This window comes from Campylobacter concisus (assembly GCF_002912425.1).
In the GTDB taxonomy this organism is placed as follows: domain Bacteria; phylum Campylobacterota; class Campylobacteria; order Campylobacterales; family Campylobacteraceae; genus Campylobacter_A; species Campylobacter_A concisus_AH.
The window spans coordinates 1-15,838 of the sequence record NZ_POYR01000039.1 but is presented as its reverse complement, the minus strand read 5'-3'; the positions used below and the strand labels follow the sequence as shown (position 1 = coordinate 15,838).

The following is a 15,838-nucleotide window of genomic DNA, read 5'->3' as shown; positions in this document are numbered from 1 at the left end:
ACTTGATGCAAAAGCTAGCCAGAAGCACAAAGGCTAGATCTGCGTCACAGCTATCTTGCCCAGTCCAAAAACGGTGCTTTTGCCAACGCCTGTGATAGTGGCTAGCTGCAAAAGTCCTGCTGAGCGCTCATCAAGGCCATAAACTCGCATCTTGCCAGTGACGCCACCAAAGTGCATCTTGGTATGCTGGCGGTTTGAGTAGCGCTCAAGGTCGTAAAAGCTAAGCTCTTGCTCGAAATGGTCAAATTTAACTTCAAATTTATCCATCTGCGTGCCTGAAATACCCTCGTATCGCATGGCGATCTGGCGGATGAGTGACCTAAAATCGATCTCGCTTTTAACAAGGGCATTTTTTTGCTTTATGCGAAGTGGGGTTTGAAGGTGGATCTCGTAGTCGCCTGCAGTGAAATTTGGTGTGAAATTTAGAGTTTCTGGCTCGGAGTTTAGTAAAAATTTAGCTTCAACCATTTTGCCATTTAGCGAAAAGTGGCTGAGCTTAAATTTATCTCTACTTGCGCCAAGACCTATATCTTGCATATTTTTAACAGCGATAGCTACATAAGGCAGGTAGCTGGCGGCATGCTCGAAAAGCAAAATTTTAAAGTCAAAGCTCGTTTGCTCAAGCTCGATGTCTAGCCTAAAATTTGGCGTATCGGAGATGTTTTCAAAAAATTCATCATAGATGCAGCTACCAGAAATGTCGCATGTGCCGCACTCTTGGCTGATATAAGGGCAGCTGGCGAACCTTAGCGCGTGTCCGAAAGTGCCTCTGATGGTAGAGCCGATAAATGGGTAGGTGGGCTTTAAATTTGTGCCGCAAACGGCTAACTCTAAATACTTTAGCATGGTTGCCTTTGAGAGATTTTTTAAAATTATACTCTAAAAGAGGTTTTAGCTAGCTAGAGCACGCAAAATGGGCACTTAAATGTCAGCATTTGACGCTGCTATTTTGTAAGATTTCGCCTATTTGTAAAAATAAATTTAAAGGATAAAAAATGCAAAAGCGAGATCAAAATATATTGTCTCACATTAGGCGAGAAATTTCTCTCTCGACAAGGGTCAAAAAAGATAAAAGTAAGTATAGCAGGAAGCTAAAGCATAAGTGCGCGGAGGGTTTTTAGTAAATTTATCATTTGCGACACAACCTGTCACGCTACTAGGTTAAATTTTCACCATAACTTAAATCAAAGGAGTATGGATGTTAAGATATATCATAGGTGGCGTGGCGCTTGGGGCTATTGGTTTTGGGCTTGGTAAATATTTTAGTGAGAGTGAGCATTATTGCGATTATTTAAATCAATTTAGCCAAAATCCAAATGGCGAGATAGATAAAAGCACCTTGCAAGATAAATTTTTAGAAATTTATGCAGGTATAGAAAATTTGCAAAGAGCACTGCCTGCTATACTTGAGGAAAGTGGTCTTAGAAAATTTATAGGTGCTGAAAATGCCAAAATCATAGAATTTAGCAAAGATGACGAAAAGTATAAATTTGCCCTAATCTGCTTAGTAAATAACAGCAAAAGAGATACTAGCTTTTTAGATAGACTAAGCAACGTCTTAAGCGATATCTTACTAAAGATAACGCAAAAAAGGGATAATACAAAAGAGGAGGATAGCTTTTTAAAAGTAGATGCACATCAAGCGGGACTCATATACGCGTTAGTTGAAGCAAACAATAAATTTGTAACCATGCTTCGTCAGATAAATGAGATGAAAGATATCGATGTGGTTTTAGACATTTTGCATGAGTGGATAGAAATTTATGAGAATGACTACTTTAAAAAGGCCTTTGCGTGAGCGGTTTTAATATCGAGCTCTTTTTTCGCATTTTGCAAGAAATGGCTCAAATCCTTTTAAAAATATCAATCAAAAATAGGCTGGGACGGACAAAATGAGCACTACTGATAAATTTCTAAGAGCAAAAGCTTTTGGTAAGTCTTATGAGCTAGATCAAATTATGAATAAACTTTCTATTGTGCTTTTTAAAGATGAGTTTATCACAAGAAGTATCATTGAATTTAGCGCTCAAAGATTGGATATTTATAGGTTTGTAAAAACTGATGATGATTTACAAATTTTAAGCGATCTTTCGTTTATGCTTAGATATATGCTCGCAAATATGGCTGGCGAGCAGGCCAAAGATAAAGAGGAGCTTAAAGATTTGTTTTTTACAGCTAGCATTTTGCTAAAGGGTGCCAGCTCTATACGAGAGCTAGCCTTCACTTTTAAAGATGTAGCTAGGTTTTATAAAAACTACCATGGTGGAAAGAGTGCATAGTGGCAAAAGAGGAAGTCTGGTTGTTTATGAATTTATTACTATTTAATTTTTATTAAACTTTTAGAGTGGTTTGACGATATAGATATGAGTGATTTGGTTGCTGCCAACGATATTTTAGAAGAAAACGAGCTAGATAGAATTCACAAATTTAATGAGAATATCGGTCGCCTTTTTCTTTCTTTTCAAAATTTGCAAGTAAAGCTCTTTGGCATAGAAAATTTTACCAGAGCTAAAGTTCGTCTGCACATCTATTTTTAAAGATAAGGAACAAAAATGTGGAGACTTTTTCTAGATCTATCATTTGGTTATATTATGTATAAGATCATTAAATTTTTGGCACTAAATTTATATTTGCCAGCATTACAGGAGCTTATAAAGCAAATTTGTATGAAATTAAAATTGAGTATTTAATTTTATGTTTAGTTTGTCATATCATTTGTAGTAAAAATTCAAAATCATATAGGATGTGACAAACTTTGTTTATTATATTGTTAAGGAGAAAACAATGCCAAGACGTCCAAATCCATTTAAAATGTGCTGTACAAACTGCGGTTACGAAAAGGTGGTTCATTTTAGCAGTGATTGTTTAGACGCTGATGATATGGCCCAGATACCAAAAGTGTGTCCAAAATGTGGTAATGATAAATTTGAGCGCAAACCATACACAGATACTGGTTACAGTATGTTTGATTTAATAAAGAGAATTTTTAAGTAAAACTATGTCAGATAAAATTCGCAACATCCTCATCCTCTATAACCCATACTATCAAAGCGATGTCATCGAGCAGCATCTTAAAATTTTAAATGACAAAGGTAAGGTAGCCTTTGGCAAGATAAAGAGCAAGCGCCGAGATATGATAAATCCTTTTGAGGAGCAAATAGAACAGTTTGCTCAAGAGTTAAGCTCAAGCGGTGATGCCAAATTTTTGCAGCTCTTTTTAACCGACTATTCAAATTTATTTGTAGCAAAGGTCACCTCTATCACAAGCGATGATATGAGCGAGATCGCACCGAGTTACTACAAAGAAAAGGGACTTGATGTAGAGAAGTGGTTTGTGATAAGCGACATAAGGGAGCTAACTAGAAACGACTTTGAGTGTGTTAGAGATAACTACCTAGCGAATTTCACGGTAAATGGTCGCACATACGCAGTCTATGGCAACGCCTACGTCTATCCACTCATTATAGATACCAAACAAGATATGAGCTATTTTGATGACGAGAGCAAATTCTATCCTGATGTTTATAAGAGCGATGAGTTTTTAGAGATCAAGAAAAATTTGACTCGCTATTGCTTTGGGCAATATTTGATAAACCTCATGCATCCAGACAGCATAGAAAACATCATCTCAGCCGAGATAGAGTATCTTGACAACATCTCCAACCCACTCTATGACTTTAGCTCGGTCGTAGTCAAATACTCAAAGACTATGGAGCAAGAAATTTATGCCTTTGCCAAAGTGCTTTTAAAAAAGCTAGCAGATAAAAACCCAGTCATTCTAAAAATAGCCTATGAAGTTCAGGGGTCAAAATTTACGGTCGCTGATATGTTTAACAATAAACCAAATTTAGGAACCTATAAATTTATATTTAAAAACTACCTTGTTCAAGATGCGCTTGAAGGAAATTTACTGCAAACCTATGTGGCTAAAACTTTGCCAAAAGTCATAACATCACTCCAAGACTTACGCAATGAAACAGTCCATGCCAAAGCCCCTAGCCATGCCGATGTAGCAAAACTAAGAGCTAAGATAGCAGGAGTTGGAGAAGGCAGCGTGCTGGCTAAACTCATAAAAGCTAGAGTTGAGGCAAATAAAATTTAGCCTACGCCTCTTGGGCCATAGCAAGTATGATTATTTTAGCAGTGCCTGTGTTTTTAACATCGCTTATAGCTCCAAAAAACTATTCGTTATCTGGACAAGCCATTGTTATATATTCTATTTATAACTTTCTCTTAAGCACTATAGTCCATTTTTATTTTTTATCTCATTAGACATCATTATCAACTCTTTTTTTATATTGCCTAAATTTGAGTTTTTAGAACCTAGAGCATTTGCTATCTCGATATAGATTTTTAAAAGTGGGTTGAAAGCTTGCTGGACAACTTTTTGAAACTCTAGTTCAAGATGGTGAGACAATGTACTAGCTATTTCAGTTATGCAGCTTTGTATTGCATGAGCTCTATTATTTTCTCGTTCTACAGCCTCTTGATATTCTTTATTGGCATTATATATATCATATCCGGTCGATAGCACATTTATCACAGGACCTGCGTATTTACCAATCGCTTCGGAAGCTTTACCTATCCATACAGTTCCTTTGCCTTTCATTACATCAGGTAATGTTTTCTTAACAAATTCTAAAGTACTTTTTGCTGCATTAGCTACCAGTTCTTTATCGGTTATGGCCTTCATTACGCCGTCTTTTATTTCACTTGGTATCAAAAATTCATCCACGAAGGCTTCATTTTTGTTTAGTAAAGTGCTAACATCTATATTTAAATTTGTACCGCTTAAGCCATCAAATGAGGCTTTAAATTGATCAATTTTTAAAGAAACCTCTTCGATTGTTAAATTTAAAATATTAGCCACCTCATCGCTCATATTGCTTATTTGTTTGTTAATACAACTATCAATATCTTGTTTTATACTATTTTCCTCAGAATTAGAATTTGAAAGTATTCTGCGAAGCTGATCTTTTAAACCAGAAATCCTATCAGAAAGCAAGCTATTCAACCTTGTGTCTAAATTTTGCTTTTGTTTCTCAAGATAGGTTACAAGCGAAGCTGTTTGCTTTGCACCATCACTTTCCATATTCTCATCACAAATTTGGCACATTTCATTAATAGTATTTTTGATTAGCAAATTTAAAGTATTTTCTATATCTTGTTCATTAGCTTCTCTTATTAGACGCTTTAATATATATTCAACCTCTAAAAATCCGCTTCTTTCTAATAAAATTTGTTTTCCGTTTAGCTTAGCTTTTAATGCCGATAATGCGTTTGCGCTGACGACCTGAATGCCTGATATATCCTCTATATTTTTTTGCGTCGCCACTTTTTGTAGATTTTGTAGTATTTTACTTTTTACGGCATTGTCATCCTCGCCACCAAGCTCCAGACCAGCCTTGTTGTTTACTACTATAAGTATTTTCTTTTTATTTTTAACCACATCACCTACGCGCTCATATATGTATTTTTCCTCTACCGAGCCGTCATTGCTCATAACAAATATCACCACATCGCTAGTTTTTAGATGTTCAAGCGTAATCTCATCATCCTCGCTTTTTGCATTTAGTCCAGGAGTATCATATATAGTAAAACCATCATAAGTATACTCGTGTATTTGCTTAGTTGTCGGCATATCGCCCATATCTGCAACTTCTTTACCAAAAAGCGCATTTAAAAGAGTACTTTTGCCACTATTATATGTGCCATATATCATAAAGGTGGGCTTAAAGTCACTTAGTTTTTCATCTATTTTTTTATTAAAAGCTATTAGTTTTTGCTTAAAAATTTCGTCTTCTAGCAAGAAATTTAGCTTACTTTGAATAGCTCTGTAATCATTAATCATTATAATTCCTTTAAAAATTTATTTAGCTTTTCATTAAATTTAACAAGCTTGCCTTCTATGTCAGCAGATACGTTTTCTAGTGGTAAAAAAACCCTATCCTGAATGGCTGCATAAATCTTGTTCGTTGCATTTGTGTAGTGATTTATGCGTGAAGACATAAAATTTAATATAACTTCTTCTTTATTGTCACCTACTTTTAAATTATTTGTGCCATCTTCGCTTATGCTTTCACCTATTTTACCGCCAATATAACTAGCTCCAAGACCTGCCGCAGCAGCAACAGCTCCTTGTATAACAAGCGATGCACCACCAGTAGCAAAACCAGCCCCTATTGTAGCGATAGCGCCTAAAATAGATCCCCAGATAGCTTTATTGCGTTTTTTGGTTGGAAGCGACACTAATTGCATTTTGTCTTCTATATTAAATTCATATCCAAGACCTTCAGTAAAATTTACCAAAGAATTATTATAAATTCGCACAACTTCTTTCATGTTTTGCTCTATTATATTGTCGATTTTTGCTTGAATATCTTGATCTATTTGCTTTAGTTTAATTTTTAAATTACCCTTGTCTATACTACCGCTATTTTTCGCCACCTCTGATTGTACGAGAGAGCTTATATCGCTTAGGCAATTGCTTTTAAAAATTTCAAGCCGTTTTTTTATGTTAATCATTTCTTCTTTAAATTCTTCTACTTTTGATTGTATGTTTGATATGGAGTACTCTTTGTCGTTTAGTATACTGGCAACTAAAGCTTTTAGTCCATCATAAGGAGCTTCCTGTTTTAACTTCATGGCTTTATTTTTTAAAATCTTAGTTAGCTCTTCATAAAGTTTTGGCAAGTTGCTGTCATTAAATGCTATATCATCTTTATTTTCTATGGCCGTTTCAGCTGCTTTTGCGGATAAGGAAAAAATTTCGCTCAGCATCTGTTCTTTGTTTTTATCTAGGATCTTTGCTATCTCACTTTTCGCCCATTCCTCTTGCCCACTTCTAACGGCTTTTGTCTTATTTACTAGCGTTTTTATTATGCCTTTGTTGCATTTTTCGCAACCATCTTCGCTACCACATCCGCACTCATCTTCTATGGTTGTGTCCGATTTTGTTATTAGGGCAGTTACTTTTTTGTTCATATCAAAAATTTTGCCCAACTCCTCGATCTCATCTCGTTGAAATGGAGCTCCAGATGAGCTAGGATAAAGTACGTAATCTGCTGCTTGAATGTACTCTTTTGCTAGTTCACCATTTTCCGCAGTCATTGAACCAAGCCCTGGAGTGTCTATCCATGCAAGTCCACTTAGTTTAAAACCCTGTATAGAGCTTGTGCATTCAAGATTATTTGTTTTAAATTCCTCTTCATCAAGCTCTTCTAGCTTGTTTATTTTTTCCTTTTGTCCAGCTTCGTCGTATCTAAAAAATTCAGCCTTTTGTCCTTTAGCTCTATGCTTTGCTATAAAATTCCCAAGATAGCTTTTGCCAGCTTTTACTCTACCGAATATCATTACGATAAAGTGGTTTGCCAAGTCACTTCGAAATTTCTCTTGGGCTAGCATTTGCTTAAATTTATCTTCCCAGTCATCTATACTATCTTGGCTAAGGGAGACTATTTCGTCAAATATTCTGGAGAGATCTTTATTTGTCTTTCTCAGATCATCATCCAAGGCAATATTGCATAGCTCTTTTTTTAGTTCACTTACAAATCCACTCAAAATTTCTCTTTTATTGTCTAAATTTGAGTTAATAACTTTGAGTTTATCTAGCTCATTATAAAAATTAGACATAGTTTCAGTTGAATGCATTTTTCAATCCTTGTAGTCTTTTTATTTCTTTTTTTAACTCTTGTCTTTCTAATTCTAACTTTTGCAATTTCATATTTCTAAAACCAAAACCTCTACGTTTAGAATAAATTTGGACATTATACTTATTCTGCATCCTTTTTATTTCATGATTTTGGTAGTTCTGTACCTCAACTTGCACGATTTGATTGTTTCTTTCTGTTTCCTCCTTCCTTTTTCTTTCAATATCATCGTAACTAGATCTTCCCTTAACCTTATCGTCACTATCATCACTATCTAATAAAGCAGCACCCACTGCTCCAACCGCCCCAACAACACATGCTATAATCCATGGCAACATTTTTTCTCCTCTAGTATGGCTTTAGCTTTGTTTTTATATTCTCGATACCTTGCATCATCTGATTAATCTCAGATATCACAAGCCTGTTTTTGGTCTTTTCGTCATTGATTGCCATGGAATTGGTTTTAAGTTTTTGTTGAAGTAAATTTATAATCTCGTTATAAACTAATAATAAATGTTTTTTGCGTCTGTATTCGACAATATCATATTCACAAAACTTTAGCATCAGCTCTTTTATCTCCTCAAGTCCGCTTTGTTTTGCTAAGATAGCTTTGTTTTCTCGCATAGCTTTTGTATAGCTAGTTGTTTTTGCAACAAACAACATAGGTTTTAACCCAAATACTTCATCTATTTGCTCAATAAATCTTTGTTTTGCATTATCAATTTCTTCATCACTTAAACCCTCAACATGATTCATAACAAATATAGTTTTGTCAATAAGCATTTTTTTTGTGCAAGAAAAATCCAATAATCTTATTAAGTAATCAATTTCTTTTTTACTTAATTCCCCTTCATTTTGAGAATGAACAAAAATATTTACATCTGAATTTAAAACAGCATTAAGTGCACATATATCATCTTCACTGGTAGCATTAAACCCCGGCGTGTCAGTATAAATTATGCACTCATATTCATAGCTTTTATTTTCAGTGGTTTCCCTTTTGTCAGCCACCTTAAATCTACTATCGTCATAATTTTTAGTTAAAGCATTTAGCAACGAACTTTTACCGTGGTTGTATGCGCCAATACATACAACCATTGGTTTTGATTTAAAAGATTTTTGTAGAATATCAGCAACAGCGTAAAACTGATTAAGTGCATTGTCCATATGCAAATATCATCCCTCCTAAAATATCGTCTAATTATAACAAATAAAATGTACGTATTTAACAAAGTTGTACTTTTTACATATAAATTTAGCCTATACCTCTTGAGATCATAGCAAGTATGGTTATTTTGGCAGTGCCTGTGTTTTTAACATCACTTGTAGTTCCAAAAACTATGTCACTATCTGGCTCAAGATACTGCCCTATGATATTTATGGCCTCTGTTAAGTCTGAAAAATCCGTACTTTCTTCTATCTCAAACCAAGCTACCACAGACCTAACCGACACATCTGATGAAAAAAGTTTTTGCATGGCTTGCTTGGTAGCATTTTGTATAGCATTTTGCCCACTAGAAATGCCTCTAATAATCGCTGGCACACCTTTATGAGCCATAGTGCTTTTAATGTCAGATATGTCTAGCCCTATGCTTGCAGAGTGGCCGCTAAACTCATTTATAAACATAGCACTACTAGCCATATCAACTAGGTCTTTGTCTATATCTTTTAAATTTTGCTCATACGAAGTAAAACCTTGAAAATTTGAAAGCTTTAGCTCATTTATCTGATAATTTTCATCATTTATTATCTTTTCAAATGCACTAAACCTCTCTTTATAGTAGCGCACTTTATTTCTATCTGCTTCATTTATTTGTACATTACTTGTTGCTTGATCTATGATCTCGGCTATACTCACAACATCTCCTTTTTAAATTTGACAAAAATTTACACCAGAGCATTGACAGGTTGTGTCATGATCTATTTTTAGGATAAAATAACGAAAATTTTAAAAGGACTTAAGATGCACTCACACGACAAGATAGCCTTTAGGCTCGCTCAAATTTTAATAAAGCTAAATGACGGAGCAAGGCTTAGCATAGATGAGCTCACAGAGGAGTTTAGTGTAAATAAAAGAACCATTCTAAGGGACTTTGAGCGCCTAAATATACTGCCCATAGAAAAAGCAAATGGCAAATACTTTTTGGCTGATTATGCACTTGGTAAGCTTAGCTATAAAGATATCCATGCATTTGCCATACTGAGTGGAGTGAAGTCTTTGTTTCCGGACCTAGACGATAAATTTATAAGCGACATCTTAAACGAGAAGCTAAACAAGGCCTATCTCATCAAAAATCAAGGCTTTGAGGATCTGCAAATTTCAAGAGCCGAGTTTGAAGAGATAAGTGCTGCTATCATTAAAAATAAGATAGTTGAGTGCTCTTATAACGCCAAATTTAGATCACTAAAACCATATAAACTGATAAACAATAACGGTATCTGGTATCTGCTGGCAGATGATAGCGGCAAGCTTAAAAATTTCACACTTTCAAAGCTTGAAAATATAAATATAAAAGATAGTACGTTTGAGCCAAATGAAGAATTTATAAAGCGCATAAAGCAAAACGATACAAACTGGTTTTCGGACGTTAAATTTGAAGTGACGCTGGAGATAAAAAGCGAGGCGATGAGCTACTTTAAAAGAAAGAAATTCTTGCCAAATTTTAAAATAATAAGCGAGGATGAAGATAAGATCGTCCTAAGCACAGAGGTAGCCTACGACGATGAGATCTTGCGCGTGGTCAAATACTGGCTGCCATTTATCAAGATAAAAGAGCCTGAGTATCTAAGGGTGAAATTTGAGAAATTGCTTGAAGAGTATCTAGAATGCAGTTGATAATTATGTAATATTTTTCGTTTATCTTTTTAAAGAAATACATGTTATTAATAAAATGTTTTTATCTTTCCGCTTAAAAATAAGGTCATTCATGGTCTATAATTTTAAGATATTTGTTTCGATTTCTAATATATATACTATCATTAAGTAATTTATAAGTATTTTTATGATATGTAATAAATCATAAGCAAAACCCCTTGATACATCGTGCTTCTGAGATAAAAGTCAAAAATTATTTACCACTTTAAGCAATCTAGCCACCAAAATATTCTATAATACATGCAAATTTAAAAACGAAAATATTTTTAACCAAAGGAGGTTAAGATGATTAAAATTAGTTAAAAGCAGAGGTTCTATTTAGGTAATTAAAAGAGAACCTCTACGATAGGTTGTAAGCATTCCTATTGTAATCGTTCTCTACTTTTAAACTACTTAAATAAAAACCTTATCAACAACTACTATATTAAAGCAATGGGCACACTATAAGTATGCCCATTTGGTGAGATGGCTATTGCTGTCTCTTGATTTTTAAATGGCAAAAAGGAGAAAAAATGCCAAGTAAAAAAATGCTTTTAAATGATTTAAAGGCTATTAGAAAAAATAAAACAAAAGAAGAGATTAAACAAGCATGCCTTGAGGTCTTGTTTCCACAACAAGCAACACTCAAAGAATGCAAGTTACTAATCGAAAATCGTTATAGCGTAAAGCTATCAAATAAGGAGTTTTCCAAATGGAGGAAAGAGTATGAGGCAACAAAAGCCAATCAACCCTCTGATGCATGTCATATTATCTTACCCAACGAAGATAATAAAGAATATGAGGAGCTAAACAATGGCACTAATAACCAAGAGTAGCGATACAGCAGTTGCGGCAAATGCCGTAATTGCACTACAAGAACATGTTGAAATGGGCAATAAGGTTAGTGAAAATATTAGAAATAATATTGAGCTTTTTAATAAAACTGCGGATAGTTTTAATGGAGACTTTAAAGAAAAAATAGAGCTAATAAAGCAAGGAAGTACCGAACTTATAAATGCAGCAAAAGAGATTCAAAACAACTTTAAAAATACTCTAAAAGGTGCAGACAAAACTATATCGAAGATCAACTCATATTTTAGCTCTTTGATGAAGAATATAGTATCTGCATTAATTGCCTTTGTATTTATAGAAGCGATCTTCTTTTTTGGCTACATGTTTTATGATAGCCATAAGACAAATGAAGCCAGATCTGCACTACAAAGCAGTCTAGATAAGGCACTTTATGATGTGTCTAACCTTAAAGGCTTTATCATCCATATCTACAACCAAGATAGTCAAAAAGCTAGTGAAGATTTTACTAAATGGCTAAGCAAAAATGGTGACAGCAATGTTTGGTAGTAAGCAAATTTTTCTAATAGCAAGACACATACAATGTATGACACTTCGTTTTCATACCTTGTATAATCTTGCTCTGCCGAGGGCTACAATGCGAGATATAAGAAGCGTTAAAACGCTTCATCTCGCTAACACATTTTATGAAAGGATATCATATGTCAAAAAATGTCAAGGATAAGGTACTCTCTATAAGGATCACTTCTCAGCAAAATAGCAAATTATCTGATATGGCTAGAGAACTAAAAATATCAAAATCAGAAATCATTTCCTATCTTATAGATAATGGCACTGTAAATTCTGAATCCATAAAAAAGAAAGAGCTATATCCAACAATCATTACATATTTTGCTAGACCTTTTAATAACATCAATCAAATAGCAAAGAGACTAAATATAGCTTATAAGACTAGTGGTAATATAGCTTTAGAAGTGATACTGCGAGCACAAGAAGATTTGTACAAAATTCAATCAGTCCTAACTGAAATTTTAAGCCTAATAAGGAGTAACTATGATAGTTAAGATCTCAAAGGGAGAAAAAGGCGTAGCTGATTATTTAAAAACTGGTAAGAAAAGAGATTCAAAGCTAACTAGAGATGAAAAAGATGATAGATTGCCACTGGCTGGAAATTTAGATCTTATCGAGATGTCTGAAAGGCACCAGAGCAAGAAAAAGAATAAGAAACATAACTACTATCATATATCCTTGTCATTTACTTCAGAGGAGTGGAGCAGACTATATGAAAGTGGCAATATAGATGAGTTTATAATGGATTTTTTGAAGCTCACTTTCCCAAATCACGACATAGATGAGTTACTTTTTTATGCTGAAGCTCATCTGCCTATAATCAAAGAAGAGCCATATATCCCTCGCCCAGAAGGGGCACTAGAAAATAGAACATTAAACAAGAAACATAAAAATGGCGAACCGCTAAAAAGAGAGCCTCATATTCATCTAATAGTCTCTTTTGAAAATATGAAATTTACTCATAGCGTAAAAACTGGTGGAGTAATATATACAAAAGGTGCAGCCAAGCAACAAGTAAAAGCTATTATGGCTAAATCAGCAGAGAAATTTAAAAGAGTAGTTAATGACATCCTATCTAACAAGTATGGATTAAATAATATAGAGCCTTTAGGTATGGATGAAGATCAACTAGAAAAGCAATATGAAAGCTTTAAAAGTGCAGCACAAAAGGTTAAGAAAGGCAAAGAAAAAGATACACAGATGAAGATAGAAACAAATGTAGTGATCGAGCCAAAAGCTAATACAAAAGAGCAGGATATAAGTGTTGAAGAGCTGCTAGCTGATGCTAGAAATTCTACAGCTGATTATCTATTAAGAATGATAGAAGAAGATGAGAGTTTCAAAAAAGACTATTATAATAGAGCAAAGAGGCTTAACGCAATGGATATAAGAGAATTTTTGCCTATGATCAATGCAAAATTTAACATTACCGCAAAAGCTGAAATGGTAAATGATAAATATAAAGTAAGAGTGGATGGGTTTAAGGGAACTTATAATCTAACTGATCTAATGTGTAAGATAGTCTATAATGATAGAAAAGGAGCGTTATTTCACGTGGTTAATGAGCTAGAGCAAATGCTTATAGAGCTTCAAGCCAATAAAAATGAGCCAAAGATAACATTAAGTGTGAGCAGTGACTTTAGTACTCCAAATAAGGACCCAAAAACTCAAGTGCTAAATAGCTGGGAAACGATACGAATAGAGCCATACAATCTAAAATCAGTACTTAAAAACTATTCAGCTATATCAGCGGCAAGTTTCAAAGATAAAAGTGAAGAAGCTAGCAGTATTGATGGCATAACTCCTACACTTATATATGATATAGATAACTCTAAATTTACTGCAAATGATGCTCAAAATTTACTACAAAGTAAAGGAATAAAAGGCTTCATATACCCAACCACCTATCAAGCGCCAGACACAAAAGTAGAGAAATTTAAACTCATCATACCCACAACAAAGGCTCCAAGCTTAAACGAATATGATGAATACATAAAAGAGATAACAAGAGAGCTTAGGTTATATAACATAGTAAATAACCAGAGCCTATATCCTAGTAAATTTCACTACACTCCAGTGCCAGGATCTGAAGTTATAAGCATTAGTGGAAAAACTTTTGATAATACAAGAGCCATTGAAGATGCCAGCCTAAAAACAGACATTAATAATATGGATATTAGAGCCATATATGAAGTTTTACAAAATCAAAGAAAATATGAGCTTAGCCATGAACCAAAAGATAGCAACTCGCATATTAAAAGAGCAAGCTATCAGGCTATATCATCAAAGATTCCAATAAAAGAGTTAATAGAATACTTTGACGAGAGTACTATGGTTAAAAAATATAAAGATTATCAAATACTTTCTGGCAATAGTGGCAGATACCTATACCTACCAGAAGAAAACACAGCCTATTCTTTTAGCCAAAATAGACACTATACTCCATATATCTATATTAGAGATAAATTTTATGACGCAGCCAGAAAGATAAATACTGGATTTTATGATGATGATCTCATTCAAAAGCTAAGTATTACAAAAAATGAATATGAATGCTTCGTAAAAGATATCGATAACCATCTAGATATAAATAGATACTATTTAGCTTTTATAAATAGAACCGAAAACTTTAAAAAATATCTATCAGATATAGCTAAGATTAACTATAAAGGCTTAATTTATAATATAAAAACATATATGAAAGATTGGCAAGATATGCAAGGTTTTAATAAGCTAAAGGAGCGTTATAAAGCAGATAAGATCTCTCTAGCAAATGATCATATATCGTTTGGCTCACTAAAAATAACAAAGCAAGAGCTATATAATCAAGGACTTGATAATAACTTTAGAATAGAGCAAACAAAACAAACATCAAATAGAGCAGAAGGTAAAGAACAGAATATAAAGTCAGGATATGATAGTTTGGAGAGGTAGGCAAAACAAACATCAGCGAGGAACGTATCAGCTAAAAGTCTATATCTTTTTGATTGCTAGCCTTGCGGCAATATATTTCTTCTTTTCTTGTCAATCATACTAGTCTTTAGTCTCTAATCCTTAAATATTTAGGAACATAATACTAATATGCACAAATAAATAAAATTAATCTGATCAGGTAGGTATTAATATAGAAGCCCAAACAACCATAGTAGGATTTGATTCCCAACTCTACTTCTATATCATCGGCAGTCATATAGGAATTTGGCATGTCCTTTATCTGTTCAAAGCCTTTTTAGTCCCTCTAATTTCAAATATAACACGATAAAGTCGCCTTGTCTGTAATTACTATTTAAATTAGTCGAAGCTTTACTTTGTAAAAAACTATCTTAATTTATTTTATTGCCAATTAATATCTATAAAATCGCTCATCTTCCATAAAATCAGATTTCTTTTCCCTATCAATACGACGTTTTAAATCATCAATCATCTCGTTAATAAAAGTCCTGTGTTTTAATAAGTTTGCCGTATTCATCACAGACATTAGTTTTTCATAAAATTCAATATCTCTTTGTATTACGGGCACCCAGCTTCCATGGGATGTTCTTAAATTTTTCTCAAATTTTAGGCTTTTAAATAACTCATAATCACTATTTTTTGAAACCATATAGGCGTATAGATGTGCTCTGGTATCAATCTCGGCATTTTCAGATTCATCGCTATTAAACTCGCAGATAAGTCTAGATATAAACACCATCCTTTCTTTATCCGTAAAATATTTATCTATAAATTGTTCTATAATATTTATTGTTTTTTGCGCATCTAATAATGGCGAATGAAATCCCATAAAAAATGATTTTAGAAATTCCCTTTTTCCAAAAACGAATTTCTTATCAGGGATTTTATGTATAGTTTCTAAAATTTTTAAAAATATTTCTTCATGGTCTTTTCTATTAAATAGGATGGAAAAATCTGTATGCATATAAATGCTAGAAACACCATTGCCAAGAGCGTTTAATAT

17 protein-coding genes and 1 pseudogene are annotated in these 15,838 nt (G+C 33.7%); 11 read left to right on the top strand and 7 right to left on the bottom strand.

Going from position 1 to position 15,838, the window contains the following annotated elements; genetic code table 11:
* Positions 1 to 33: 33 nt before the first annotated feature.
* Entirely contained in the window at positions 34 to 846 is an 813-nt protein-coding gene (gene cas6, locus CYP84_RS02030; protein ID WP_103636496.1) for a CRISPR system precrRNA processing endoribonuclease RAMP protein Cas6, read from the bottom strand.
* A gap of 149 nt (positions 847 to 995) precedes the next feature.
* On the opposite strand from cas6, the gene CYP84_RS10985 reads away from it, so the two are divergent.
* From CYP84_RS10985 to CYP84_RS02010, 6 genes are all read left to right on the top strand, one after another.
* Positions 996 to 1,121, top strand: a complete 126-nt coding sequence (locus CYP84_RS10985; RefSeq protein ID WP_258033875.1) for a hypothetical protein — start codon at positions 996 to 998, stop codon at positions 1,119 to 1,121.
* Positions 1,122 to 1,198: 77 nt separating this feature from the next.
* Positions 1,199 to 1,798 carry a hypothetical protein gene (locus CYP84_RS02025; protein WP_103636495.1) on the top strand — a complete coding sequence of 200 codons (600 nt, stop codon included), beginning with the start codon at positions 1,199 to 1,201 and terminating at the stop codon, positions 1,796 to 1,798.
* Between the two features lie 94 nt (positions 1,799 to 1,892).
* The gene (locus CYP84_RS02020; protein WP_103636494.1) at positions 1,893 to 2,279 is read left to right on the top strand and encodes a hypothetical protein; all 387 of its coding nucleotides are present in this window, start codon (positions 1,893 to 1,895) and stop codon (positions 2,277 to 2,279) included.
* An 84-nt stretch (positions 2,280 to 2,363) separates the two neighbouring features.
* Complete coding sequence (locus CYP84_RS10675) at positions 2,364 to 2,537, top strand: hypothetical protein (RefSeq protein ID WP_159071055.1); 174 nt, start codon at positions 2,364 to 2,366, stop codon at positions 2,535 to 2,537.
* 247 nt (positions 2,538 to 2,784) lie between these two features.
* Entirely contained in the window at positions 2,785 to 2,994 is a 210-nt protein-coding gene (locus CYP84_RS02015) for a hypothetical protein (RefSeq protein WP_021087751.1), read from the top strand.
* Between the two features lie 16 nt (positions 2,995 to 3,010).
* On the top strand, positions 3,011 to 4,102 hold the full coding sequence (locus CYP84_RS02010; protein ID WP_103636515.1) for an HP0729 family protein: 1,092 nt from the start codon (positions 3,011 to 3,013) through the stop codon (positions 4,100 to 4,102).
* Positions 4,103 to 4,240: 138 nt separating this feature from the next.
* Here CYP84_RS02010 and CYP84_RS02005 read toward each other — a convergent pair whose 3' ends face one another.
* From CYP84_RS02005 to CYP84_RS01985, 5 genes are all read right to left on the bottom strand, one after another.
* Complete coding sequence (locus CYP84_RS02005) at positions 4,241 to 5,851, bottom strand: GTPase (protein WP_103636493.1); 1,611 nt, start codon at positions 5,849 to 5,851, stop codon at positions 4,241 to 4,243.
* Entirely contained in the window at positions 5,851 to 7,650 is a 1,800-nt protein-coding gene (locus CYP84_RS02000; RefSeq protein WP_103636492.1) for a dynamin family protein, read from the bottom strand. Before CYP84_RS02000 ends, CYP84_RS02005 begins: the two co-directional genes overlap by 1 nt.
* A complete protein-coding gene (locus CYP84_RS01995; protein WP_103636491.1) occupies positions 7,637 to 7,987 on the bottom strand; it encodes a hypothetical protein in 351 nt (116 codons plus the stop codon). Before CYP84_RS01995 ends, CYP84_RS02000 begins: the two co-directional genes overlap by 14 nt.
* A 10-nt stretch (positions 7,988 to 7,997) precedes the next feature.
* The gene (locus CYP84_RS01990) at positions 7,998 to 8,816 is read right to left on the bottom strand and encodes a GTPase (protein WP_141089182.1); all 819 of its coding nucleotides are present in this window, start codon (positions 8,814 to 8,816) and stop codon (positions 7,998 to 8,000) included.
* Positions 8,817 to 8,904: 88 nt separating this feature from the next.
* Positions 8,905 to 9,507 carry a hypothetical protein gene (locus tag CYP84_RS01985; RefSeq protein ID WP_103636489.1) on the bottom strand — a complete coding sequence of 201 codons (603 nt, stop codon included), beginning with the start codon at positions 9,505 to 9,507 and terminating at the stop codon, positions 8,905 to 8,907.
* A 105-nt stretch (positions 9,508 to 9,612) separates the two neighbouring features.
* Between CYP84_RS01985 and CYP84_RS01980 the strand changes: the two genes are divergently transcribed.
* The 5 genes from CYP84_RS01980 to CYP84_RS01960 all read left to right on the top strand — a co-directional run bounded on the left by CYP84_RS01980 (position 9,613) and on the right by CYP84_RS01960 (position 14,817).
* A complete protein-coding gene (locus tag CYP84_RS01980; RefSeq protein ID WP_103636488.1) occupies positions 9,613 to 10,485 on the top strand; it encodes a helix-turn-helix transcriptional regulator in 873 nt (290 codons plus the stop codon).
* A 551-nt stretch (positions 10,486 to 11,036) separates the two neighbouring features.
* Positions 11,037 to 11,339, top strand: coding sequence for a hypothetical protein (locus CYP84_RS01975; protein WP_103636487.1), 303 nt, complete (start codon positions 11,037 to 11,039; stop codon positions 11,337 to 11,339).
* On the top strand, positions 11,317 to 11,862 hold the full coding sequence (locus CYP84_RS01970) for a hypothetical protein (protein ID WP_103636486.1): 546 nt from the start codon (positions 11,317 to 11,319) through the stop codon (positions 11,860 to 11,862). The genes CYP84_RS01975 and CYP84_RS01970 overlap by 23 nt, the downstream gene beginning before the upstream one ends.
* 152 nt (positions 11,863 to 12,014) lie before the next feature.
* The gene (gene mobC, locus CYP84_RS01965; protein ID WP_103636485.1) at positions 12,015 to 12,377 is read left to right on the top strand and encodes a plasmid mobilization relaxosome protein MobC; all 363 of its coding nucleotides are present in this window, start codon (positions 12,015 to 12,017) and stop codon (positions 12,375 to 12,377) included.
* Positions 12,367 to 14,817 carry an aminotransferase gene (locus CYP84_RS01960; RefSeq protein WP_103636484.1) on the top strand — a complete coding sequence of 817 codons (2,451 nt, stop codon included), beginning with the start codon at positions 12,367 to 12,369 and terminating at the stop codon, positions 14,815 to 14,817. Before mobC ends, CYP84_RS01960 begins: the two co-directional genes overlap by 11 nt.
* Positions 14,818 to 15,226: 409 nt before the next feature.
* On the opposite strand, the pseudogene CYP84_RS01950 reads toward CYP84_RS01960, so the two are convergent.
* A pseudogene (locus CYP84_RS01950) lies at positions 15,227 to 15,838 on the bottom strand (ATP-binding protein); the annotation flags it as partial.